At 68.6% G+C, this 23302-nt stretch carries 16 protein-coding genes and 1 pseudogene; 3 read left to right on the forward strand and 14 right to left on the reverse strand.

The annotated features are described in order from the left end of the window. Positions 1–13 precede the first annotated feature (13 nt). The 4 genes from ACIQHQ_RS33335 to ACIQHQ_RS33350 form a co-directional block, all read right to left on the reverse strand. Positions 14–2083 carry an ATP-binding cassette domain-containing protein gene (locus ACIQHQ_RS33335; RefSeq protein ID WP_402619289.1) on the reverse strand — a complete coding sequence of 690 codons (2070 nt, stop codon included), beginning with the start codon at positions 2081–2083 and terminating at the stop codon, positions 14–16. A gap of 134 nt (positions 2084–2217) precedes the next feature. Continuing rightward, a complete protein-coding gene (locus ACIQHQ_RS33340; protein ID WP_402619292.1) occupies positions 2218–2976 on the reverse strand; it encodes an NUDIX domain-containing protein in 759 nt (252 codons plus the stop codon). A 130-nt stretch (positions 2977–3106) separates the two neighbouring features. Further along, positions 3107–5026 (reverse strand): glycogen debranching N-terminal domain-containing protein, encoded by a 1920-nt coding sequence (locus ACIQHQ_RS33345; protein WP_402619482.1) that lies wholly within the window; start codon positions 5024–5026, stop codon positions 3107–3109. 629 nt (positions 5027–5655) lie between these two features. Further along, positions 5656–7506 carry a DUF4192 family protein gene (locus ACIQHQ_RS33350; RefSeq protein ID WP_402619295.1) on the reverse strand — a complete coding sequence of 617 codons (1851 nt, stop codon included), beginning with the start codon at positions 7504–7506 and terminating at the stop codon, positions 5656–5658. Positions 7507–7647: 141 nt separating this feature from the next. On the opposite strand from ACIQHQ_RS33350, the gene ACIQHQ_RS33355 reads away from it, so the two are divergent. Next, positions 7648–9813, forward strand: coding sequence for a RecQ family ATP-dependent DNA helicase (locus tag ACIQHQ_RS33355; protein WP_402619298.1), 2166 nt, complete (start codon positions 7648–7650; stop codon positions 9811–9813). A 312-nt stretch (positions 9814–10125) separates the two neighbouring features. Next, the gene (locus ACIQHQ_RS33360) at positions 10126–10737 is read left to right on the forward strand and encodes a hypothetical protein (RefSeq protein WP_402619301.1); all 612 of its coding nucleotides are present in this window, start codon (positions 10126–10128) and stop codon (positions 10735–10737) included. A gap of 292 nt (positions 10738–11029) precedes the next feature. Here ACIQHQ_RS33360 and ACIQHQ_RS33365 read toward each other — a convergent pair whose 3' ends face one another. The 6 genes and pseudogenes from ACIQHQ_RS33365 to ACIQHQ_RS33390 form a co-directional block, all read right to left on the reverse strand. After that, on the reverse strand, positions 11030–11659 hold the full coding sequence (locus ACIQHQ_RS33365; RefSeq protein WP_402619304.1) for a hypothetical protein: 630 nt from the start codon (positions 11657–11659) through the stop codon (positions 11030–11032). Positions 11660–11727: 68 nt separating this feature from the next. Beyond that, positions 11728–12429, reverse strand: a complete 702-nt coding sequence (locus ACIQHQ_RS33370) for a ribonuclease HII (protein WP_390980108.1) — start codon at positions 12427–12429, stop codon at positions 11728–11730. Between the two features lie 127 nt (positions 12430–12556). After that, a pseudogene (locus ACIQHQ_RS33375) lies at positions 12557–12903 on the reverse strand (TetR-like C-terminal domain-containing protein); the annotation flags it as partial. Between the two features lie 295 nt (positions 12904–13198). After that, on the reverse strand, positions 13199–14104 hold the full coding sequence (locus ACIQHQ_RS33380; protein WP_402619308.1) for an ADP-ribosylglycohydrolase family protein: 906 nt from the start codon (positions 14102–14104) through the stop codon (positions 13199–13201). Between the two features lie 12 nt (positions 14105–14116). After that, positions 14117–14776: a histidine phosphatase family protein gene (locus tag ACIQHQ_RS33385; RefSeq protein ID WP_402619311.1), complete on the reverse strand. Its 660-nt coding sequence runs from the start codon at positions 14774–14776 to the stop codon at positions 14117–14119. Positions 14777–14968: 192 nt separating this feature from the next. Beyond that, positions 14969–15574 (reverse strand): YdbC family protein, encoded by a 606-nt coding sequence (locus ACIQHQ_RS33390; RefSeq protein ID WP_402619314.1) that lies wholly within the window; start codon positions 15572–15574, stop codon positions 14969–14971. A gap of 154 nt (positions 15575–15728) precedes the next feature. On the opposite strand from ACIQHQ_RS33390, the gene ACIQHQ_RS33395 reads away from it, so the two are divergent. Beyond that, positions 15729–16262, forward strand: coding sequence for a TerD family protein (locus tag ACIQHQ_RS33395; RefSeq protein ID WP_402619317.1), 534 nt, complete (start codon positions 15729–15731; stop codon positions 16260–16262). Between the two features lie 466 nt (positions 16263–16728). On the opposite strand, the gene ACIQHQ_RS33400 is transcribed toward ACIQHQ_RS33395, so the two are convergent. The 4 genes from ACIQHQ_RS33400 to ACIQHQ_RS33415 all read right to left on the reverse strand — a co-directional run bounded on the left by ACIQHQ_RS33400 (position 16729) and on the right by ACIQHQ_RS33415 (position 23195). After that, a complete protein-coding gene (locus ACIQHQ_RS33400; protein ID WP_402619320.1) occupies positions 16729–18756 on the reverse strand; it encodes a pentapeptide repeat-containing protein in 2028 nt (675 codons plus the stop codon). Between the two features lie 2751 nt (positions 18757–21507). After that, on the reverse strand, positions 21508–21831 hold the full coding sequence (locus tag ACIQHQ_RS33405) for a helix-turn-helix domain-containing protein (RefSeq protein WP_402619323.1): 324 nt from the start codon (positions 21829–21831) through the stop codon (positions 21508–21510). Next, the gene (locus ACIQHQ_RS33410) at positions 21828–22952 is read right to left on the reverse strand and encodes a tyrosine-type recombinase/integrase (protein WP_402619326.1); all 1125 of its coding nucleotides are present in this window, start codon (positions 22950–22952) and stop codon (positions 21828–21830) included. Before ACIQHQ_RS33410 ends, ACIQHQ_RS33405 begins: the two co-directional genes overlap by 4 nt. A gap of 105 nt (positions 22953–23057) precedes the next feature. Further along, positions 23058–23195, reverse strand: a complete 138-nt coding sequence (locus ACIQHQ_RS33415) for a hypothetical protein (protein ID WP_329268144.1) — start codon at positions 23193–23195, stop codon at positions 23058–23060. Positions 23196–23302 lie beyond the last annotated feature (107 nt).

Consider the following 23302-nt stretch of genomic DNA (forward strand, 5'->3'; position numbering starts at 1 on the left):
TTACGGACAGTCGTCACCGGAACCTGCCGCGCAACGTGGTGAGGAGATACGCGCAGAGCAGCGCGGTCAGCGACAACGTCAGTGCGCCTCCGACGGGTTGGGCGATCACCGCCAGGGCGGCCTCCAGGTAACGCTCTCCCCCGAAGGGCCATCGCGGCAGGAAGGCCTCTCGCAACCGCAGGGGGAGTCCGGCAGCGGTTCGCACAGACGGTCCCTCCACGAGCCTGTGCACGACGGGCACGACGAGGAGGGGAACGGCTGCCACGGCGGCGAGCCCGGCGGTGGTGGACCGGAAGACGCCCGCGGCCAGTACGCCGGCCCAGGCGCAGCCGACCACGAGCCCGATCCAACTCGCACTCAGCGGGAACCAGTCCGCGGGAACCCGGGCGAGCTCCGGTCCGTAGACGAGATAGAGCACTTCGGCGTCGCAGCCGACGGCGAGGGCGGCCAGCACCAGCGCGGTGGCCGAGGAGACGAGCAGTTTGGCGGCCAGCAGCCCCAGTCGGCGGGGCACGCTGCCGCGGTCCGCCGCCAGGGCAGGGTGGCGGAACTCGTCGCCGAAGGCCAGCGCGCCCAGCAGTCCCGCGCCCAGCGCCGCGGGCGGCAGGGGCAGCTCCCGCGGCCAGGCGGCCAGGAGGCGTGGCTGCGGGGTGTGCCCGACGCGCGCGAGCACCACGGCGGTCACCGCGGACACGACGAGCACGACGGCCCCGGTCAGGAACCCGGTGCCGATCCCGGCGGCACGGCGGATCTCGTACCGGAGAGGGCGAAGGGGGCTGGGGGCGGGGCGGACGGAGATGGGGGGCGGCAGCGGGGGCAGTGCGTCGAGTGTGCGAGGCGTGCGGGCGCCGGTGGCGCGAGGTCCCCGCAGCGGGGAGGGTGTCGTCGTCGCCGGGGGAACGTTGCTCGTGCGGCTGCCCGGGGAGGCATCCACGAGCTCGGCGGCGGGCAGCGGCTGCCCGGAGGAGGGCGGCGTCCCGTCCGTGCCCGACTCCGGCGCATCTGAGAGGGATCGGGGTTCAAGCGTGGGGCGCGGTTCGGTCGTGCCCGCTGCCGCGGGGTCCGTGACGGCCTCCCCCGACGGGTCGGGGGACAGCGCCCGTTCTCCTGGTCGGAGCGCGAAGGCCGTCCGTCGCGTGTCAGTTGCGTGCCCCGGCTCGGCGAGGCTTCGCTCACCCGGCCCGCTCGTCCGATCGAGGCCCGCGCCGGGCCCCATGTCGCCGATCTCGTCGGCGAGTTGGTGGACGACGATGCCGTGGCGGAAGGCGATCTCGCCGATGTCCGCGCAGGTACCGCCGTACACGGACAGGCGGTTGCCGCCCTCGCGGACGACTTCGAGGGAGCGCTGCGAGGTGCGCGCCTGTTTGGCCAGCAGAGCAGCCAGACGGGCCGCGTGCGGGCTGCGTACGGCGACACGGGGGCGTAGGCGGGTGCGCGAGAACTCCTCGACCTCCTGGTCGGCCACGATCCTGCCCTGTTCCAGGGTGACGACGCGATCGGCAGTACGCGCGGCCTCCTTGGGGTCGGCCGTGGTGAACAGGACCGTGCCACCCTGAGCGGCGTGGGCGCGCAACATGCCGTGCAACCACGCGCTCTCACGCGCGGAGAGCCCGTCGGCCGGGCCGTCGAGGACGAGGGTGTGCGGGTCGGCCAGGAGGACGCAGGCCAGTCCGAGACGGCGGTCCATGCCCCGGGAGAGGGCGCCGAGGCGCTCGTCGCGCAGGCTCACGAGCCCGACCGCCTCGAGGACTTCGTCGGCACGCCGGACCGGAACCCCCGCGGCGGCGCACAGCATGCGCAGATGACCGCGGACCGTGCGGGCGGGATGTCCGGGCACATCGCCCAGCAGCACACCGACCTCCCGCGAGGGATGGGCGATGCGGCGCAGGGGGCGGCCCCGGAAGTGGGTGATGCCGCGACCCTGTTGGAGCTCGAGCATGAGTCTGAGAACCGTCGTCTTGCCGGCGCCCGGTGCCCCGAGCAACGCGGTGATGCGGCCCGCCCGCGCCTCGAAGGAGACGTCGTCGGCTGCGGGCGGTAGCTCTTTGCGGGGATTGCTGGTCAGTCCGAAGGCCTGGATCACCCACAGCAAGATAGCGCGCTATGTCCCTTTTTCCGGGCACCCCCCAAGGTCTCCCCGGGCGGGACGGTCACCCCTTGCCGGGCTGGGAACGGCTCGGGTTCCGGGCCCGGCGCGGCCCGTGCCCGGCCCGCCGGTCAGACCTCGGGGCGCAGCATCGGAGGGTTGAGCAGCGTCGCGCCGCCCGCGCGGAAGAGCTGGGCCGGGCGTCCGCCCTGGCGAGTGGTCGTGCCGCCCGTCGGAACGAGGAAGCCGGGTGTACCCGTCACCTTGCGGTGGAAGTTGCGCGGGTCCAGTGCAACGCCCCACACCGCCTCGTAGACGCGGCGCAGTTCTCCCACGGTGAACTCGGGCGGGCAGAAGGCGGTGGCCAGCGACGAGTACTCGATCTTGGAACGGGCGCGCTCCACCCCGTCCGCCAGGATCTGCGCGTGGTCGAAGGCGAGCGGCGCGACCGGCTCGGCGTCACGCCCGTAACCACCCTGCTGCAACAGCTCCTCGACCGGAGCCCAGCGCGCGTTGCTGGCGTCTCCGCCGGCCCTGGGTGCCGGCAGGTCGGGGGCGAGGGCGAGATGGGCGACGCTGACGACCCGCATCCTGGGGTCCCGCTCCGGATCGCCATAGGTGGCCAGCTGTTCCAGGTGTGCGCCGTTGTCCTGGGCCGGGGCGGACGGGTCGTGGACGCGCAGTCCGGTCTCCTCGGCCAGCTCGCGTGCCGCGGCCTGAGCCAGGTCCTCGTCGGCCCGTACGAAGCCGCCAGGCAGCGCCCAGCGTCCCTGGAACGGCGGTTCGCCCCTGCGTACCGCCAGCGCGCACAGGGCATGGCGGCGCACGGTCAGCACGACCAGGTCCACGGTGACGGCGAAGGGCGGAAACGCTGACGGGTCGTAGGGCATGCGGCGATCATAGTCGTCTGCCTGACGATAAACACTCCGTCCACCGGTCACGTCATTTACTGATCCACTTCGGTCGGGTAACGGCTACATCGCGCCTTCCCTTGGTCCTGAAGATGCACGTCCTCGCAGGTCATACGCCCAGCTGCAGTCCGTCGGCCGCCTCCTCGACCATGGCGAGCCCCAGGCGGCTGACCCGCACGGAGAACGGGGCGCCCGCCACGCGCAATCCGGTGAAGCCGACCTCGCCGAGGGGTGCGCCGCGCACGGGGCGCAGCGTGACCGTCCCCGCCGGGGCGTCGGGGCGGATGCCGGCGAGGGTGGTCAGCAGCAGGACTCCTCCCGCCGCCGCTGTCGCCGCGGGGCGGCAGGCCGCCGGATGCGGGAGTGGAGCGCTCCCCTCCGTGCGCTGCTCCCCCGCGTACATCTCGGGCAGCCGGTAAGTGAAGGTCTCGGCGGCCGCGAGTACGCCGCGCAGCAGCGAGCCGGCCTCCTTCTCGTAGCCGGCGGCGGCCAGTCCCGCTACGGCGAGCGCCGTCTCCTGGATCCGGACGGCTCCCGCGCGGTGGCCGAACGGATTGAAGCCCGGCTCCTTCGCGCCCAGTCCACGCAGGCCCCAACCCGAGTCCATGACCGGGCTGCCGAGCAGCCGGGCGAGGTGCTCGGTGCGGATCTTGTCGAGCAAGCCGGGCGCCGACTCGCCTCCGCCCAGCAGGCCCGTGTCGAGGAGGTGCACGGCGGCCGCACCCAGGTGAGGTACCAGGCTGCCGTCCTGGGCTCGGGCTGCCGCGGGTCGGCCGCCTCCCCGGTCCTCGACCCAGAAGTCCTTGCGGAACGCGGCCCGTAGGGCCTGCGCCCACTGTCGGAGTGCCGCTCCTCCTGTCCGGCCGCAGGCGTCCAGCAGGTCGGCGCCGAGCAGGGCGGCGCGGTGGGCGTGAGCCTGTGTCTCGCAGCGGACGAGTCCGTCCGGGCTGGGGTCGCGCAGGTACGTGCCGCCACCCACAGCGTTCCGCAGCCAGGCCAGACAGCGCTCGGCGGCGGGCAGCAGCGCTTCCGTCTCCTGCTCGGGCAGGCCCCAGCGGCGGGCCTCGGCGAGCAGGGCGGGGAAGAGCAGCGTGGCCTCCGTACCGGTGCACTGCGGCGGAAGATGCGGCCCGGCGTCCCTTCTCGGCCCGGGGATCATTCCGGACTGCGGCCCCGGTCCGGCGAGTTGAGTCCGGGCGAGGGTCCGCAGCGTTCCAGCGGCGAGGCCGGTGCCCAGCGGCAGCACCATGCGGGCGGCGACGAGCGCGTCGGCGGGGGCGAGACCGCAGCGCCAGGGTGCCCCGGCCGCGAGGTGGGTGTCGGCAGGGTTCGCGGAGTCACGCAGGAGAAGGGCCTGGAGGTCCTCGATGCTCGTCCGCAGGAGGGCCGGGATTCTGGGGTCGTCGCCCTCCGCGCGGGCGACGGCGAGAGGGCTGGTCGCCACCCGGCCCACGGCTCGCAGGGGCCCCGCGCCGTCCGGCCGCACTCTCAGTTCCACGGTTCTGCTGCCGCCGGGCGGTAGGTCCAGCTCCCATCGCAGCAGCCCGGCCGAGGCCAGGGCGTCCAGGGGAGGCGGTTCTGCCGTGACGGACGCGTTGCCGGTCGCGCAGGACCAGCGCAGTCCGCAGCCGTGGACACTGGCCTGCAGTTCGGGCCCGGCGCTGCCGGAGGCGATCGCCCCGAGGTCGGCCAGGTCGGTGCCCAGGATGATCTCCACCGGCAGACGGAGCGGGCGGGGAACCGCGCTGTGCAGGGTGATCCGCTCCGTGCCGTCCGCGAAGCGGTTGCGTTCCACGATCACGTCCGGATCCGGGCCGGCCTGCGGGGACGTACGCAGCGTGCCCACGAACCTGGCGCGGTCGGCCGAGGCCATCCGGGCCTGCACCGCGAGGGGCTCTCGTCCGGCCACGCGGATCTCGCACCGAGAGAGCACGCGCCGGCCGCCACGGTAGAACCCCTCCAGGCCACGGCCGGTCATCTGGCCTTCCTCGGTGGAGATGGCGAGGCCGGGGAGGGCGACAGCGATCATCAGGGTGTGGGCGGGTGGCAGGTCGGCGGACCAGCGCAACCCGGGGACGGTGGCGCCACGGGGAGGGGGCGCAGTCGTATGCCCCGTCGGGGACGGAGCCCGCCCCTGAGCGAAGGGTGCTGAGGTCGGGCCGTACCCGGGACCCGCACCGGGGCGACGGCTCTGCCCCGCCCATCGGGGAGACGATCGTCCCTGGCCCGGCGGCGAGGGCGGGCGCGAGTCGGGGCCGGTGGGTGCGGACGCGTTCGGGCTGCTGCCGGGGAATCCGGGCCGGTGACCGTCACCCCGCGCCACCGGTCGCGGAGGGGCGGCCATGTCCCCCGTCGGTGGCGCCCCGGTGCCGGACGGGCCGAGGCCTGACCCCCGGGGCGGCGCAGACCCGCCCTGGGGGCGGCGGTCGTCGGCGGCGGAGGGCGGAGCCGGCTGATGCATGGGAAGGCTTCCTCTGCGCTCTGTGCGCCTCTTCGTGTTCGGGCGCCGGTGCCTGTGCCGGAGGCCTCCGACGGGGCAGGGGCGGGGCGGCGTCACAACCTGTCCAGCCGTTCCGCCACTCAGGTGAACGGCGTGAGCGTCCTCCGAGTCACGCCCGAGGACCGGTCCCCTGCGCCTCGACGTCGCCCGCCGGAGACTCACTGCTCACCGCCCGTGCCGTGTCCGGGCCGCATGCCCTCCTGGTCGGTGCCCCCGCGGGGCACGGCCGCCTTCTTCGGCACACGCGCTCGCGTGCCGCCTGTGCGGACACTGCCCGGCCGGGCCGCATCTGCCGGAGTCGGACGGCCCGGGCGCCCACCGGTTTCGGTGTCACCGGCAGGGCGCCTGGGGTCCGCCGGTGTGCGCCGACGGGAGGTCCGTGCGGCCAGGTCACGGTCCTTTGCGCCGGTGCGGCCGGACGCGGTGCCGGTGGTGCCCTTGGTACCGGCGGAACGGAAGCGGCGGTGACGGTGTGACGGCACGGCTGCCGATGCGGGCTCGCCGCTCGGCCCGGACTCGGTCTTCAGCGCGCCCGACAGGGGTCCGTCGCACGGGTCGAACCCGGTCGGGCTGGGGTCGAACCCGGTCGGGCCCGCTGCCCGCGCGGCCTTGTCCCTCGGCTCGGACTCGGTCGTCATCGCTGCCCCTGCGCCCCGTTCGGCCAACGGCCCGGGGTCCGGCGCCGCGGTGGTGCCGCGCCCGGCTGGATCGTCAGCGTCCGCCGGCGCATTCACGAGCTCGGCCACCGCGGGCCCACGGCCCTTGCGCTCCGCTCGCAGACAACTGCGGATGGACTCCGGGTCGAGGCCCTCGTTGCAAGCCTGGTGCAGGAGACGGGCGAAGAGGTAGTCGGGGTCGGCACCCAGGGCCATGGCGAGGGCTTCCCGGGCCTCCAGTTCATCGCCGGTGGACCAGGCGACCCAGCCGGCCAGAGTGAGCGGCGCCGCGGCATGTTCGCTGTAGGGACCGACGCAGCGGCGGGCAAGCGTCCGCCAGAGGCGAAGGGCGTGTGCGGCTTCGTCGCCCTCCATCCACTCGGCCGCGCGATCGCGGGTCGCCCGGTCCTGGAGACCGAGGATCAGCCGGGCAGCCTCGTCATATCCGAGCAGTTCGTCGTCACGTAGGTCCGCCAGGAGCGTTCCGGAGACAGGCTGTGCTTCGGCGAAGCGGTCCAGAATCCTGCCGGCCAGGTCCAGCGTTCCGTCGGCCACGGCGGCGCGGCCCACATCGTCGAGGATCTTCGGCACCAGCTCCATGCTGGCGGTGTCCAGGGCGGCCTCCTGCTCCAGGGCCGCGGCGTTCTCCCAGGGCAGCAGCCTGGCCCTGAGCTCCCTCAGTGTGCCGCGCACCTGGATACCGGCGTAGGCGGCCGCTGCGGCCAGCACGGAGGTGCCGGGCAGACCCATGGGTGCACCCTCGGGGGAGCAGCATGCCGCGTTGTCGCAGCAGTACGACCAATAGCGGCCCTCCGAGATGCACAGGGCCTCGACCACCACCACGTCCAGGGAGCCACACTCGACACGCAGCCTCTGGGCCAGCGGCCTCAGGCGCTCCATCACCTGGCGGCCGGTCTCGCCCCTCTCCGGTTCCTGGCACAGGAAGGCGACCATCGACTCCGGGCGCGCCCCTCGGCGCTCGCTGCCCCTCACGAGGCCGTGGGACAGTTGCCGGGCTGCGGACTGCCAGTCGTCCGCGTTCGCGGGGATACCCAGCCTGGCCCGGCCTCCGAACCGCCCTCGTCCGTCACTGTCGTGCAGGGCGACCAGGACGATGCTGTCCTCGGGGCGGTACCCGAGGAGATACGGCAGGGCGTCGGCGAGTTCGGCCGGGGTGCGCAGGGTGACCTGGTGCTCGCCGCCGTGACTGTCGTACGCGGGGCCGGGGGTGTGCGGCCCGGACGCGTCGCTCCCCGTGTTCTCCCGCGCACCGGCCTGGCGCCCGTCCTGCGCCTCCGGCCCGGTGATGTCACCGTTGTCGGGGGATCCGGTCGTTTCGCTGTGGTTCGTCATGCGAGGACGATCTCGCGGAACCCAAACCTCCGCTTGACCCTGTGGATAAGTCCGATCAGGGACACGTCAGCCAAGGCCGGGGTATCCCCGGCTCTCGGTGCGCCGCTCCGGATGTCAGTGCCGTCCTGTTGTATGGGACGCATGGAGCACACGAGCAACGCGGAACTGCGGGCGGCTGCTGACGCGGTCCTCACCCGTCTCGTCGGGGACGTCTCGGGGGAGGCCCGGCTGCGCGAGGACCAGTGGCGGGCGATCGAGGCACTGGTCGCCGACAGACGCCGCGCCCTCGTGGTCCAGCGCACAGGCTGGGGAAAGTCCGCGGTGTACTTCGTGGCGACCTCGTTGCTGCGGGCGCGGGGCAGCGGTCCGACCGTGATCGTGTCCCCGCTGCTCGCGCTCATGCGGAACCAGGTAGAGGCGGCGGCTCGGGCCGGCATCCGGGCCCGGACCATCAACTCCTCCAACACCGAGGAGTGGGACGCCGTCCAGGACGAGATCGCCGCGGGCGAGGTGGACGTCCTGCTGGTGAGTCCCGAACGGCTCAACAACCCGGACTTCCGGGACCAGGTGCTTCCCCGCCTCGCGGCCGCCACCGGGCTCCTGGTGGTGGACGAAGCGCACTGCATCTCCGACTGGGGCCACGACTTCCGGCCGGACTACCGCCGTCTGCGGACGATGCTCGCCGATCTCCCGCCCGGTGTGCCGGTGCTCGCGACCACCGCCACCGCCAACGCTCGCGTGACGGCCGACGTCGCGGAACAGCTCGGCACCGGCGGCGGTTCGGACGCCCTTGTGCTGCGGGGCCCGCTGGACCGGGACAGCCTGAGCCTGAACGTCCTGCGGCTGCCGGACGCCGCGCACCGGATGGCCTGGCTCGCCGAGCACCTCGACGATCTTCCGGGGTCCGGAATCATCTACACCCTCACCGTGGCCGCCGCCGAGGAGGTCACCGCTTTCCTCCGGCAGCGCGGGCACACGGTCGCGTCGTACACGGGCAAGACGGAGAACGCCGATCGTCAGCAGGCCGAGGAGGACCTGCTCGCCAACAAGGTGAAGGCGCTGGTGGCCACCTCCGCCCTCGGCATGGGCTTCGACAAGCCCGACCTGGGCTTCGTGGTGCACCTGGGCTCGCCCTCCTCCCCCATCGCCTACTACCAGCAGGTGGGCCGCGCGGGACGCGGCGTGGAACACGCCGAGGTGCTCCTGCTCCCGGGCAAGGAGGACGAGGCGATCTGGAAGTACTTCGCGTCACTCGCCTTCCCGTCCGAAGACCTGGTGCGCCGCACGCTCGACATCCTCGCGCACGCGGAGAAGCCGCTGTCGCTGCCTGCCCTGGAACCTCTGGTGGAGCTGCGCCGCTCCCGCCTCGAGACCATGCTCAAGGTTCTCGACGTGGACGGGGCGGTGAAGCGGGTCAAGGGCGGCTGGATCGCGACCGGACAGCCGTGGTCGTACGACGCCGAGCGGTACGCGTGGGTGGCACGTCAGCGCGAGGCCGAGCAGCAGGCCATGCGCGCGTACGCGTCGACGGCCGACTGCCGCATGGAGTTCCTGCAGCGCCAGCTGGACGACGAGGCCGCCAAGCCGTGCGGTCGCTGCGACAACTGCGCCGGTCCGCGTTTCGCCGCCGACACGTCCGAGGAAGCGCTCGACGCCGCGCGCGTGGACCTGGGCCGGGCGGGTGTCGAGGTGGAGCCCCGGCGGATGTGGCCCACCGGTCTGCCGGCGATCGGAGTGGACCTCAAAGGACGCATCCCGGCCGGTGAACAGGCCGCGTCCGGACGCGCGTTGGGCCGCCTTTCGGACATCGGCTGGGGCAACCGGCTGCGGCCCATGCTGTCGCCCCAGGCCCCCGACGGGCCCGTGCCCGACGACGTGGCGAAGGCCGTGGTGGCCGTGCTGGCCGACTGGGCGAAAGGCCCCGGCGGCTGGGCCCCGGGAGCGCCGGAGGCCCAACCGCGCCCGGTCGGCGTCGTCACGGTCGCCTCACGCACGCGACCGCAGCTGATCGAGTCCCTGGCGGCGCGCGTCGCGGAGATCGGCCGGCTGCCGCTGCTGGGCGCCGTCGAATACACCGGCGACGCCCACCCGGGTTCCCGCAGCAACAGCGCCCAGCGGCTGAAGGCACTCGACGGCGCCCTGACCGTGCCGTCGGCCCTCGCATCCGCCCTCGCCGAAGCGCAGGGTCCGGTCCTCCTGCTGGACGACTACACGGAGACCGGCTGGACCCTCGCGGTCGCGGCCCGCATGCTCCGACGCTCCGGTGCGCAGGGGGTGTTGCCACTGGTACTGGCCGTGCAGGGCTGACGGCTCATCCGGCATCCGGCGATTGCCCCGGCGCGCACCTCTGGACGCCGCAGATCCCCATGACGTACGAACGTGTCGTGCTCGAACGCCCCATGGGTGGTCCGGCGACACAGACGGTGGGGATATTAGCCGCGCATCATCTGATAACGGTCGGCTGCCTCAATTGCTCGTTGCCGCATTCAAGTTCGACAGGAAGAATTGAAGTCCGCTCCCGCACGGCTCGTCCGCCGCTTTGGCAGGGCTTCGCTGCGGTGCGCGCTCCCAGGAATCCGACCCCGCCCGCAGTGTGGGCGCGTAGCCGAAGGGAGGACCGTGACCTTCGGATTCGCTCCGGCCTCGGCAGCGGCGTCGACATCCGCCGCTTCCGCCAACCGCTTGCTCGAACCCGCGGAATGGGCCGCCGCCGGGATCCCACTCCTGCGCAACCCCCGCGAGATCGTCAGCGGACTGCACGCCCGGCACCACCCGCAGCCGGCGACCGCTGTCGTAGCCGTGCTCGACCCGGACGAGCGGTTGTGTGCGAGCGCCTCGTTCGTGCGCCGTTCGGCGCCGGCCGACGGGTGGATGTTCCGCAACGCGCTGCTCGCACAGCTGCGTCGGGTCATCCCGCACGATCTGCGCCGCCGCACGCCGGTCCGCACCGCGGTACTTCTCTACTGCCGCGAGGGCGACGCGCGTTGGACGGAGGAGGACGGCGCGTGGATGTGGGGGCTGCGCGACGCGTGCACGCTGCACGGGCTGCGCTGCGGGGCGTACATCACGCTGACCCGTGACGGCTGGCAGGTCCTCGGGGAGGGGCGCGGCGGACGCCGCCCTCACTCGGCCTCGGCACCTGAGCCGTTCGCCACGTCGGAGGCGCCACCACCCATACCCCGCACCGGCGGCGCCTCCGAGGTATTGCGCCGCGCAGCGGCGGCACGCTGAGCCCCGGCCAGACTCGTTCCACACAGATCCGGACCACCCCGGCACACCCGGCTTCCCGGGCGGACAGCCGGAGAAGGGCACCCCGCACCACTCCGGCCGGGCCGCAGGCACGCGGTCCGCCACAGCTACGGGAGTGCCGGCGCCACCGAAGTCCCGCCCGAGCCGGGTGAACCCCTTCGCGCAACCGAGACTTCGCGCCCTCCGGGTGGCGTGACGCACCCGCCGTCCGGAGTCCTCGGCAGCGGCTCCTGAAGTGAGCCCCTGGCGCCCCTGCCGGGTGTTACGGCACGGCTCAGACTCCCGCGCCGAGCACCGAGTTGATCCGCTGCGGGTCACCGCAGACGATCAGCAGGGCACCTGCTCGGGAGTGAGCCAGGGACAACGCACTCACGGCTGCGGCCTCGGGACCGCCGTTGACGGCCACCACGACCACCGGTCGTGACGCGGCGCGGGCCGCGATACCGGCGTCCGTGTAGAAGACGTCGTCACCGGCGTCGTGCTGGGCCCAGTAGGAGGTTTCACCGAAGGACAGCTCGTGGGCGGCCCACGGGTGCTGTTCACCGGTTGTGATCACCAGGATGTCGCCGGGTGCACGACCGGAGTCCAGCAGCAGGTCCACGGCCTCCTCGGCGGCGTCGAGCGCGCCCTCCACGGAGGCCGGGATCAGCTGGATCTGCGGGGTGACCGGAGCGGCGGCACCGGGCGCGGGACCCGACGGAGCGGGCTTGGTGGCCACATCGTGCGGCGTACGTTGCACCGGCGGCGCCGGCCGGAGAGGGCCGGGACGACCGGGACGCGACGAAGCCGCGGGGCGGGGGCCGGGTACAGGACGGGGGGTCGGCGCGGTGCGGCCACTGGCCGGAGTAACGCGGGGACCCTGGGCGCTCTCGTGAATCTGAGGCTCCTCGGGAATGAGAGGCATGAGTTGATATTTATCAAACGTTAGTACGGCCCGCGACGGCGGGTGGCGCATGCGTGCGAACGAAACCGTCAGAAATCGAAGCCGAGCTGACCTTCGATTTCCGGAACGCTTCCGTCCACCCAGCTGCGGACCTTCTTGAGGTGCCGCCACTGGGGCAGCGCATCAAGATACGCCCACGACAACCGGTGGTAGGGGGTGGGGCCCCGCTCCGCCAGTGCGGCCTTGTGCACAGGGGATGGATACCCGGCGTTGTCCGCAAAACCGAAGTCTGCATGGTCGATACCCAGTTCGGCCATCATTTTGTCGCGCTGAACCTTGGCGATCACCGAGGCCGCGGCGACCGCCACGCAGGACTGATCCCCCTTGATCACCGTACGGACCCGCCAGGGTGCACCGAGGTAGTCGTGCTTGCCGTCGAGGATGACCGCGTCGGGACGGACAGGGAGGGCGTCCAGCGCACGCCCCGCCGCGAGTCGCAGCGCGGCCGTCATCCCCAGAGCGTCTATCTCCTCCGGGGAGGCGTGCCCCAGGGCGAACGACGTCACCCAGGTCCGCAGTTCCTCGGCGAGGGCGGTGCGTCGCTTGATGGTGAGCAGCTTCGAGTCCGTGAGCCCCTCGGGCGGCCGGCGCAGTCCGGTGATCGCCGCGCAGACGGTGACGGGACCGGCCCAAGCGCCGCGCCCCACCTCGTCGACACCTGCAACGATCTTCGCTCCGGTCGTGGCTCGAAGGGAGCGCTCGACGGTGTGAGTAGGCGGTTCGTACGGCATGGCGCCCCTAGGTTACGCCGCCCCGAACCGCCCGCGACACCCCGGTCCACCCCGGCGGCGCCGCGACCCTCGCCGGCCCCCGCCGGGCACCCGCCCGACGAACCGCCCGACACCCTGGGCCCGAGCGTCAGCCGCCGTCGGCCCGCAACAGCGAAACCATCAACTGGTCGATCACTTCGTCGACTTCATGACCCTTCCATTCACAGCCGCACATCTTGGAGCGGTACGTCTTCATCGCCGGTATGGCGTCGAAGACATAGCCGCTTGCAGCCTCAGGACGCACCTCGCCTCGCCTTCCGCGTTCGACGACCTCCCAGCATCTTCATGGTGGGCTCCATGACTCCCTCGAAGATCACACCGCGGAAGCGTTCGGCCTGCATGGTGTTGCATTCGTGAATCATCAAGCGAAGCGCGATGGCGCGAGAACATGGCGTCACGCGCTCGCAGACACAGCGCCAGCAGGTCCTCCCGCACCCCTCATCAGCGAGTCCGAACGGCACACCGGCCGCTTCGACATCGCGGGTGCGGTGACCTCGACCGCGGGCATGGCATGCCTGGCCTACGGCTTCATCCGCGCGGCGGACGAGGGGTGGCGAATCAGAACAGCCGACAGAACCCCATGACCAGCCCCTCAGCGCGCTCCGGCACGGACCTCCGGCCTCTGCGCGGCCCGGCGGCTCGCACAGCGGATGTCAGGGCAACGAGCAGCCGGTCACGGAGAGTTCCCGAGATGTACGGAGAGTTTCCAACGGGTGGAACGTCTCGGCGGTCAGACGGACGTGGGCACCCAGTCCGGGAGCGGTTCCGTCCGCTCGATCCACTCGGCGGGCGGTGCCCCCGCCTTCCCCGATGCGATCACACCGCCGACGATGGCACAGGTGGTGTCGACGTCCCCGCCGGCCTGGGCGGTCGTCCAGAACGCCTGCTCGTAGTCGACGAGGCTTCTCGCTGCCGACCACAGGGCGAAAGGCACCGTGTCATGCGCGGTCGTACGCCGTCCACACCCCAGTACGGCCGCGACCGTGCCCGGGTCGCCGTAGTCGAGCATGTCGCGGGCACGGCGCAAGCCCGCGCCCACGGCACTCTTCGGCACCAGGTCGATGACCCCGTCGAGGAGGGCTTCGGCGCCGGGCGGTCCGTCGGGCGCGGCGGCGAAGGCGGCGGCCGCGGCGACGGCCATGGCCCCGACGACGGCCTCGCGGTGCTGGTGGGTGGTGTAGGCCGAGATCTCCGCCTGGTGGGTGGCCTGCTCGGGATCGTCCGCGTACCAGGCGCCCAGCGGGGCGATCCGCATGGCCGCGCCGTTGCCCCAGGACCCCTGGCCCTTGAAGAGCGCGGCGGCGAGTTCCCGCCAATCGCCGCCCTCCCGGACGAGCCGCAGCATGCGATTGACCGCGGGGCCGTACCCCCGGTCGAAGTCGTGGTGCTCGGCGAAGGAGTGGGCCAGGGCGTCCTGATCGATGCGGTGGTGGACGGCCAGGACGGCGACGACCGAGCCGGCCATCTCCGTGTCGTCCGTCCACTGCCACGGCCCGGAAGGCACCTCGCGGCGCTTGAGCAGCGGGTAGTTCACCGGCACGAAGTACTGGGAGCCCAGGGCGTCCCCGACGGACAGTCCGCGCAGGCAGGCCAGGGCGCGCTCCAGGCGCACGTCGGGGGAGGAGTCAACGGTCATCGCCCTGCCACTCTATCCGGTGACCCCGTACGGTTCGGGATCTCGCCAGCGGTCGAAAGGCCGGTCAAGCGTGTACTTGCCGTCGTCCCCCAGAACGAGCATCCGCACCTCGCCGTTCCCCGGGTTCGACAGCGACTCGAACTCCGCGACCGTCCAGTGGAACCACCGCATGCAGAACAGCCGCATGGCCAGACCGTGGGTGACGATGAGGACGTTCGGCGGGTGGTCGGGGTCCTCGAAGCTGCGGAACAGGCTCTCCAGGAAGCCGCCGACCCGGTCGTAGACGTCGGCGCCGGACTCGCCCTGGACGAAGCGGTAGAAGAAGTGGCCGTAGGCGTCCCGGTAGGCCTTCTGAAGGCGGACCTCGTCCCGGTCCTGCCAGTTGCCCCAGTCCTGTTCGCGCAGCCTGGGTTCCTCGCGCACCCGTATGAGTCCGGGGTCGAGGCGGAACGCGCGCAGGGTCTCGTGCGTGCGGCGGTACGGGGACACGTACACGCTGACCTGCTCGTCGCCGAACAGCTCGCGCAGGTGCTCGCCGGTCGCCTCCGCCTGCCGCCGGCCGCGCTCGGTCAGCGCCAGGGCGTGGTCGGGTTCCCGCTCGTAGACGGAGTCATCAACATTGCCCGTCGACTCGCCGTGCCGGACAAGGACGATGCGCCGTGGTCGTGCCATGCCAAGACCCTAGATCGGGTGAGGGCCTGCCGAGGACTCCCACCGCACCCATACAGCGTAGGTCACACGATTCCTGCACCACACGCCACACCCGTCGCACGCTTGTCCGATCGGAACCCACCCCCTCCGGGGTCACCCGGAGTTATGGCCTCCGGATCCAGGGCATCCGACACTCGCCGACACCGCGCGGAATCAGACCGTCCAGCTCGGTTCCATGTCCACCACGTCCCCGGTGAGCGCCGCCACATCCGCCTCCGTCTGGGCCCTCAGGGCGAGCCGTTCCACGCGTTCGGTGCGGTACTTGCCGTGTTCGGCGGCCGACCGCCACATCGACAGCACCAGGAACTCGTTCCCGGGTGCCTCGCCGAACAACCCGCGCACCATACCGGGCGAACCGGCCATCGCCGGGTTCCAGACCTTCTCCTGCATCAGCACGAAGTGCTCTGCCCGCTCCTCGTGGATCCGGCAGAGCGCCACGCGCAGCAGGTCGGCGTCCGTGAAGCGCGGCTCGAAGCCGGTCTTCACGTCGAAGCGGTAGTCGAAGAGCCTGACCTGCGCGTCCTTGAACGTGCCCGCCTGGGCCGACGCGAGCCGGTCGTGGGACCGTGCCATGAAGGAGTCGTAGAAGGCGCGGCTCTCCCAAAAGGCGAAGATGTGCGCCACGTCCGGCCGCCTCCGGCTCCAGCCACCCCCCTGCCCGCGAAACCCCGGCTCCCCCAGAAGCCCCGCCCACTTTCGCTGCCCCCGCTCGAAACCACGGCGGTCCACCACGGTGCAGCGAATCCACTTGACCAGCACCGCGCCATGGTAAGGCCCTGGAGCGTGGCGTCGGTCACTCTCGGCTGGACCGCTCCCCCACGCGCGCACCCATGCGCGTGGCAGGATGGACAAACAGTCATGACGGCCCGGCAGTTGAGGCCGACGAACGGCTCGGTACGGGGAAGGGGACTTGGTGGACGGGCTCAACAAGGGGCTTCGCAAGGTCGAGATCGCGGTGCGGTGGGATCCCAGCCCGGCGGGGCAGCCGTCCACCGACCTGGACCTCGTCGCGGCGACCTACCCGGCGGACGATCCGCACGGCGACCCCGCGTACGTGGTGCACTTCGACAGCCGCTCCCCCGACGGCACCATCACGCTCAACCGGGACAGCAAGGACGGCCAGGGCTTCGGCTACGACGAAGTCATGACACTGGAACTCGACCGGCTCGACGTCCGGTACGCACGCGTGATGGTCGGTGTCGTCATTCAGCAGCACCCGGCGGAGCGCACCTTCGTCAGTGTGCGCAATCCCGGACTGCGTATCCGTGAGGGATACACCGTCCTGGCGGAGGACGACTTCGGCGGTGTCCTCGGGGCAACGGCCGCGGTGGTCGCGGAGTTCGTGCGCGAGGGATCCGGGCCCTGGGTCCTGCACCCCGGCCTTCGCGGATTCGCGGGCGACCCCGTGGACTTCACCAGGACGATGGGCGCGGCACAGCACCCCTGACCAGCCACCGGCGAGGCAGGTACGACAGGAGGGGCACCGCCCGCAGGCGGTGCCCCTCCGTCATCGGCTCAGGCGCTCGAGGTACTGGCGGAGAGCACTTATTCCTGCTGTGCGCTATTCGCCAGCTCCCTGCTCTTGGTGGGGAAGGGGCCTCAGCTTGAAGGCCGACGCCACAGACTCGACCAACCATGCAAGGCGACCGTCCCGGGCAGCGAGTCCTTCACACACTGCGTCACACCAACTCCTCCAGGTTTGTCCACTGCGCGAGGTACACAGTTCGGTGCGTCATAGCACACCCTCAGACCAGGATCGTCGGGACCCACCGATGCTCATGGATCAGATACCGCAAGGTTGGTGTCAGTAGATGTGGCTGTGGCCCTGAGATCCACAGCCACTGGGAGCTGAACTGACCTGTGTGCTCGCTTCATCCCGAGCCGCCGCACTGGTCCGTGTGCGGTCCGGGACGTCAGCGTTTGACGCGGCTACGGACTGCCAGAACCGCGAGGCCGAGGAGAGCGGGTTCGGTGAGGCGGGAGAGCATTTCGGTGTAGGTGCCGAAGGTGGTCAAGTCTTGGCCAGAAGAACGGAAGACCACCGAGTTGATCACCACCCGTACCGCCTTATCGAACCGTTCGGTGGTGACCCGTTCACTCAACGGGCCAGTGGGGTTGCGCGGGTCGGGTGTGTCGGTGGTGAGTTTTAGGTTCTGACCGGCACTCACCTGCTGACCGGTGGTCTGCGGTTTGGGGTCGTCGACGGGCAGACCCCACAGCACCATCGCCATGATCGTGGCGGCCATGGCCGTCACCAGCCACGTCAGGGCGCGCGTAGCGCGCAGTCCGTAGCCCGACAGGGCCCAGTAGGCGGTTAGGAGTACCCGCTCACCGAAGGGACGGGTGGTGTCATGGCGACGCATCTCGCATTCGCCATAGTAGAAGTCGGCAGCGTCAGGTTCGTTCTTGCCGTCCTCGATGGACTTGCGCAGTTGCCGGTACAAGGCGGCCACCGCCGCTGGCTTCAGCTCGGGGGCGTCCTGTGGCGGGAACATCCAGCCAGGGGCGATGGCCGAGCTGGAGTGGCGGGCGGTGCGCACCCGCCAGTAATGCTCTTCGGTAAGCGTGTTGCGTCGACTCCACCGCCAGGGGAAGCGCCGGTTCCAGCCGGTGGGAGTGGTAGCGAAGGTGCACCAGCCGTCCACCCTCATCTGGTCCAGATGCACAGCGCCCGCCAGGCGGCACCGCTTTAGGTCGATGTCGTGCAGCGCCAGGTAGGCGGCATCCACCCCGCCCACCGATGCCAGGCGCACACCGGGCTTCTCTCCAGACAGCTGCGCCTCCGATAGCGGGGCACCCGATGCAGGGCGAACAAAAGGGTCGGGGCGAGCAGCGACCAGCATCGGATATTCGAAGACCGCATCCCTCAGGTCCAGTTCGGCGTAGCGCAGGTGCAGAGTGGCGGTTGACACCCACCGTGTGCGCGCACAACTCACATGACGGGCACCGATCTCCACCGTCACCGGCCGCTGGAACACCGCACCGTCCAACACCACCCGCTTTCCGCACATCAGCGGCCCCAAGTGTGGCGCCACTTCAAACCGTGCCCCGCTGAAGTTGAGGTCACCGGAGAACGTGGCCTCGGCGAACCCCGCCATACCTTCGAAGGCCGCCACCTTGAACTCGGCGCCGCCTTCAAACCTCGCCCCGCCAAAGTCGGCCTCACTGCAGAAGGTCACCTCGTTGAACCCAACGCCGGCTCCAAAGGTTGCCCCGCCAAAGTCGGTGTCACGGATGAAGGTGGCCGTGCCGAACTGGGCGGGCCCAGCAAACGTCGAACGGTCGAACTCAGCGGTCCCAGAGAACGTCGCCGAACGGAAACGGGCAGTCCCAGAGAACGTGGCCGAACTGAACCTTGCTGGCCCAGAGAACGTTGCCCCGCCGAACAGCGCAGCTCCTGAGAACGTCGCCCCCTTGAATTGGGCAGTCCCTGAGAACGCCGTCAGGCTGAAGCGGGCCTCGCTGGAGAAGACCGCATCGCGGAATCCAGCACCGCTGGAGAACGTCGCCTGGTTGAACCGAGTCTCGCCGGAGAACGTCGCCTGGCCGAAGCGGGCAGGCCCGGAGAACGTCGCCCCCTCGAAGCGAGCGGACCCCGAGAACGTCGCCTCACCAAACCGGGCAACACCAGCGAACGTCGCCCCCTCGAAGCGAGCAGACCCCGAGAACGTCGCCTCACCAAACCGGGCAACACCAGCGAACGTCGCCCCCTCGAAGCGGGCCTCACCGGAGAAAAATGCCCTGTAGAACCGTGCGTCGCCCGAAAAGGTCGCCTGCTCGAACCGGGCGTCGCCTACATGAGGGCTGTTGGTGGTGGGGTCGGCTGCCAGTGCGTCAAGTAGCCGGCTCAGCAGTTCAGGGGTGAAGGAGGTGCCGCGGTGGTCTACGTCGGCTCCAGGCGACAGAGCCGCGAAGTAGACAATGCGATCAGTCTCGGACAAATGGGCCAAGCATGCGGGAAATCCACTGACCTGGATGCCTCGGCAGCCGACCGGGTCGGTGCCGTGGCCGCAGTGCCGCCAGTGCTGCGGAGGTGAGGGCCGGGCAGAGCTTGCTGACGTCATGCATTAAGGACGATCTGCATGCTCAAGCGGTTGCCCAGCCTCCCGTTCGAACGTGCCGTTCCTCACCGGGATAGAGCTCACCGTCACACGGCAGGGGGCTCGTTCGGCGACAGTCGATGGGCTTGGAGCGCGTGGTCAAAGCCGTATGACCTCCGCGCAGTCGAACCCAGGTGTCTCGCTCACACGCGAACAGGGGACGCGAAACCCAGTCTCGCATCAGACCCAACTACAAGCCATCAAGAAGCCTGTGAGCAGAAGTGCCGAAATACCAGATCACCACCCTTGACCAGCATTTTCACAATCTTGACGGCGACCGGACGCTAATGCAGAGCACCTACTGCTGACGCTTCGTTGTCTTCTGCAGATCCTCTGCACGAGCCGCCAGGTACCCGGCCCAGTCACGCTTAGCGAAGCGAACCCACCGAACAGCCGTGTTGATATGCATACCGAAGAGTTCTGCAATCACGGGTGCCGGCAGGTCAGCCGCAAGGGACATTCGAGCAGCGTTGCGAGCACCGGGAGGTGTGATTCCAAATTTCTTCAACCTCCGAGCCAGGGTTCCAGCGGCAAGGTGCATGCCAGCCCGCCTTCCCGGGAACAACCAACGCGACGACCCTACGGTCACTCCAATCACCGACAAATTCCGGGGAGAGTCAGCGAGTTCCATCACTAGGCGTGCGAGCTGCGGAGGTAAAAGCAATGGCTTCTTACCGAGAGCAACGTAAGTATCTCCATCCGCCCGAATTAGATCGTCGAAAGTCAAGCAAACAATCCGAGCGAGAGTGGCCCCGAAGGCAAGAACCAGTGCTCCGGCCACACGAACGTCCAATGGAATTCCACTGTCACTTACGCATCGGCGAATCTGCTGGATGTGATCGTACTCATCAAGGACGACTTCAGGATTCCCCTGCGGGCGACATGGTACGAATACCGGATCGATCAAATGCCGACTCACAGCCCAACCAACAAAATATCGAACCTGATATCGCATAGTCGAACCTTCTGCGAGCCAGCAGTCGACGTCTCCCTGAGTGATCTCCTCAAAGAGACTACCTCGCCGATCCAGCCAATCCAAAAACTGAAAGGCAATGCTAATCCGTCGCCGAGTCGATTGAGCCGCACCATAACTGAGTTGGTGACGCTGAACCTTACGTCGAGCTCGGAGGATGATATGCCATTGGATGAACGGGCGTAACAAGCGCACGTGATGAGCAGGCTTGCCCACTAGCAGGTTCTTTGACCAAGCCTCAAGGCGTCCGAAGTGTTCCACCCGCTCAGGCAGTACGTGAGAATGGACTAGCGCACTTCGAGCATAATCCGCGGCAGGCCCCAGCGGCATCTCATCCAAGAGTTCATGGCTTACTTTCCTATCCTCTCGGGCGACTTGGAATAGTAACTGCGCAGCACGCCCCTTGGCTAGCCATTGAAGTGTGCGGTATGGACGCGGAACGCTTCCTAGCACATCGATCAGCGGCTGAATTTCCGGCTTGATCAAACCGTCTCGATCGGAGAAGAGGTCACGCAACCTCACTTTAAGGACGCAACGATCACAATTCCCGTCCTCATACGGGAATCCCGCTTCTCCGCAGGTGCGGCAAAGGTAGTCTACCCAACTGCCGCCACAGGGGCCGCACACACGCCTTCCAAATGAATTAGTGGAAATTAGTGCTCGCCGCTTGCCGCATCCCTCGCAATCCCCTGGTTCAGACAGAGTTCGGTTATAGCAAGTATCACAGACTGGTCCGCCAGGCCATCTCGCGTGGATCTGACGGTCTCGACCGCACCACGAGCAGATTCGAGTGGGTCGCTTATAGCACCGCTCACAGGCGTATTCGCCTGTAATACGACTGCGCCGGCACTGCCGCAGCAGTCCACAGGTAGCGCAAGTATTTTCCGGTCCGTAATAGCAATGGGCGCATAGATCAACCCTGCCCGAAGATCCTTTGATTTTCGTAGGGCGATTCTTGCCACACTGACCACACGCTCTTTGCGGGGCCCGGTAACAACGCTTGCATACTGCCTGCCCCTCAACACGTGAGTGAGCTGGCGCTCGGTCACCGCATACGCTGCACAAGTGGACCGGCTTGGGAGCGCAGTTAGAGCAGAATACCGCGCCATCAGGGGATCGGTACCTAGGAGCTCGAAGGCGGCTACACGAGGAGCATTCGACCGTAATTTTTGGGTCGTTGCTGTAGCAGCGATAGCAGACCGGCTCCCCTTCCCAGCGAGCGGCGATGCGTTCCAGACGACCACATCGTGCGCAGAGCAGCCGCTTTAAGCGATTGTTGCAAGGAGTACAGACACGTCCTCCCGTCCCTTTTCTTGAAAGATCTACACCCACCGCACCACACTGAGAACAACCGGGCCTCACGACGCCTTCAATCCCAGCGTTGACGAGAACCTCAACCAGCCTGATCAGAACTAAGGGACAGTCTGATACCCCGGAGCCGAGCGCGTCTGGTACTTCGAGGAAGTGCTCATCTAGCTGTCGCAGCGAGATGCCCTGATCCGCTTTAGCCTTCCGAAGGATCTCCGCCGCTCCCTCTTCACTGAGGCTAGGCAGCGTTGACGAAATATGCTGTAGCACTCGCTGCCAACGCTTCTCGGACAGCTGACGATCGCGGCTGCTCATCGTTGGTCAGGGCGACGGATAGTGGTACGCCGCAACTGCGGAGCCGGATTGGCTTCAGCCCCAGAAACCTTTCGTACCTCCGAATGAACAACCTCAACGCCAATGAGGTCGTTGGGAGTGCATGCAAGGATGTCACAGAGAGCAGCCAACGTATCCATAGACAACCGCTGCGGTGGTTGAGTCACTAGGCGAAATACCTGCTCGCGAGAGAGGTGGATTCCCCTCTCCGCAAGCAAGGGAACCAAGTCCGTGGTTTGAAACATCTCGCGAGCCGCCATAAGTTGGCGCAGGTTCCATCGGACCCCCATCTTCTTGATCACGACGAGGTCCCCCAAAGGTCGGAGTACCTGGATTTCAGGGATCGCTGAACTAGCCGATTCCGATATTCGTCAGATACGCCTGAGTAGATGGCTGTAGTGGAAGCATATTCATGACCCACCTGATCCTGCACGAATCGCTCCGGATAATCGAATTCGATGAGATGCGTGACATAGCTATGCCGAAGGCAGTGGAGATTTAGCTCTTCAGGCAGCCCTGCCATGGTTCGAGCCGTTTCGAATGCCTCGTCCAGTCGGCGCATAGAGATACGGCTTAGACGCTCGGTAATCCACAGGGCGGGGCGCTTACCTGGCGACGCAAGCGGCCGAATCTCTTCAATGTAGTGATCCAGCAATTCAACCACCCAGTCGAACTCGGGAACTGTGAACACGGTTCGCCGCTTCGGCGGACCGCCCTTTGAGGATTTACCGTAGCGAATAAAAATCGCCCCGAAACGCCCATACGATGGAGCCTTGGGATTCCTCCTCAGATCATGTAGATCTAGGCGCACAGCCTCCTGCCGACGCAGCCCGTATGCGTATACCGTTTTGAGTAATACGGCATCCCTCATGGCTGCCAAAGCGCCCTTGCGGCGACGGGCTCGGATGTCCTCGACCCGTCCATCCGCTGCGTCGAATAGGGCTTGCACCTCGTCATAAGTGAGGGGGCGCCGTTCCGAATCACCTTCATATTCACTAGAGTGGCCGATGGTGTTCCACTCGTGCAGAATCTGCACTGGCGCTTGACCAAAGGAATCAAAGCACTTTACCGGCCAACCATAACGAGCATCCGTGACATAACCGCAGAACATTCGCAGCGCGTTCTGATAGCTCCGCCCAGTTGACGCCGCGAAGGTTGGTCGCCTATCCCGAAGGGAATTCATGAATGCGTCAACTTCGGCAGGCTGCCATTGCCATGGGTACTCATTGGTGAAGTCGGCAAATCGCCTGATAAGGGCGAGGCGCGGTTTGATCGTTCCATCCCAGTCCAAAAACCTGGCCCGCTGCTGCCGGGCCCACCCCTCCAGCATCGCCTCGAAGACGGCTGTCTCGGGGTCCAGATGCACGACCCCGTCAGCAAGCATCAGGTGCGCAGCACCTGGCAGGCCCACCCCACTGCTCATGTTGCGTCTAACGCATCATCGTTGAGTTGGTTACGCTGGGCCTGCCATGGGGGTGCCCTTGAGGATTGGGGTGCCCAGGACGCAGGCCCTGGGCACCTTCAGGTGTTACTTCTTCTTGGACGGCGTCTGCGACAGGGCGCTTGCCGCCGCAGACTTCTCGGCCTTGGTCGACTTCGGGTTGGCCAGGACCTTGGCTGCGGCCGACGCGGCCTTCTTACCTGTCTGACGTGGGTTCTTGGACATGATCACAGTTCCTTTCGTGCCACTTTGCGTTGCAGCTCAGAACGTGATGTCATGCATGCCTGGATGCGGTACAGGACGTCTCGTTCTGGCTGCGGTGATCGTCTGAC

The organism is Streptomyces sp. NPDC092370 (genome assembly GCF_044755265.1).
GTDB lineage: Bacteria > Actinomycetota > Actinomycetes > Streptomycetales > Streptomycetaceae > Streptomyces.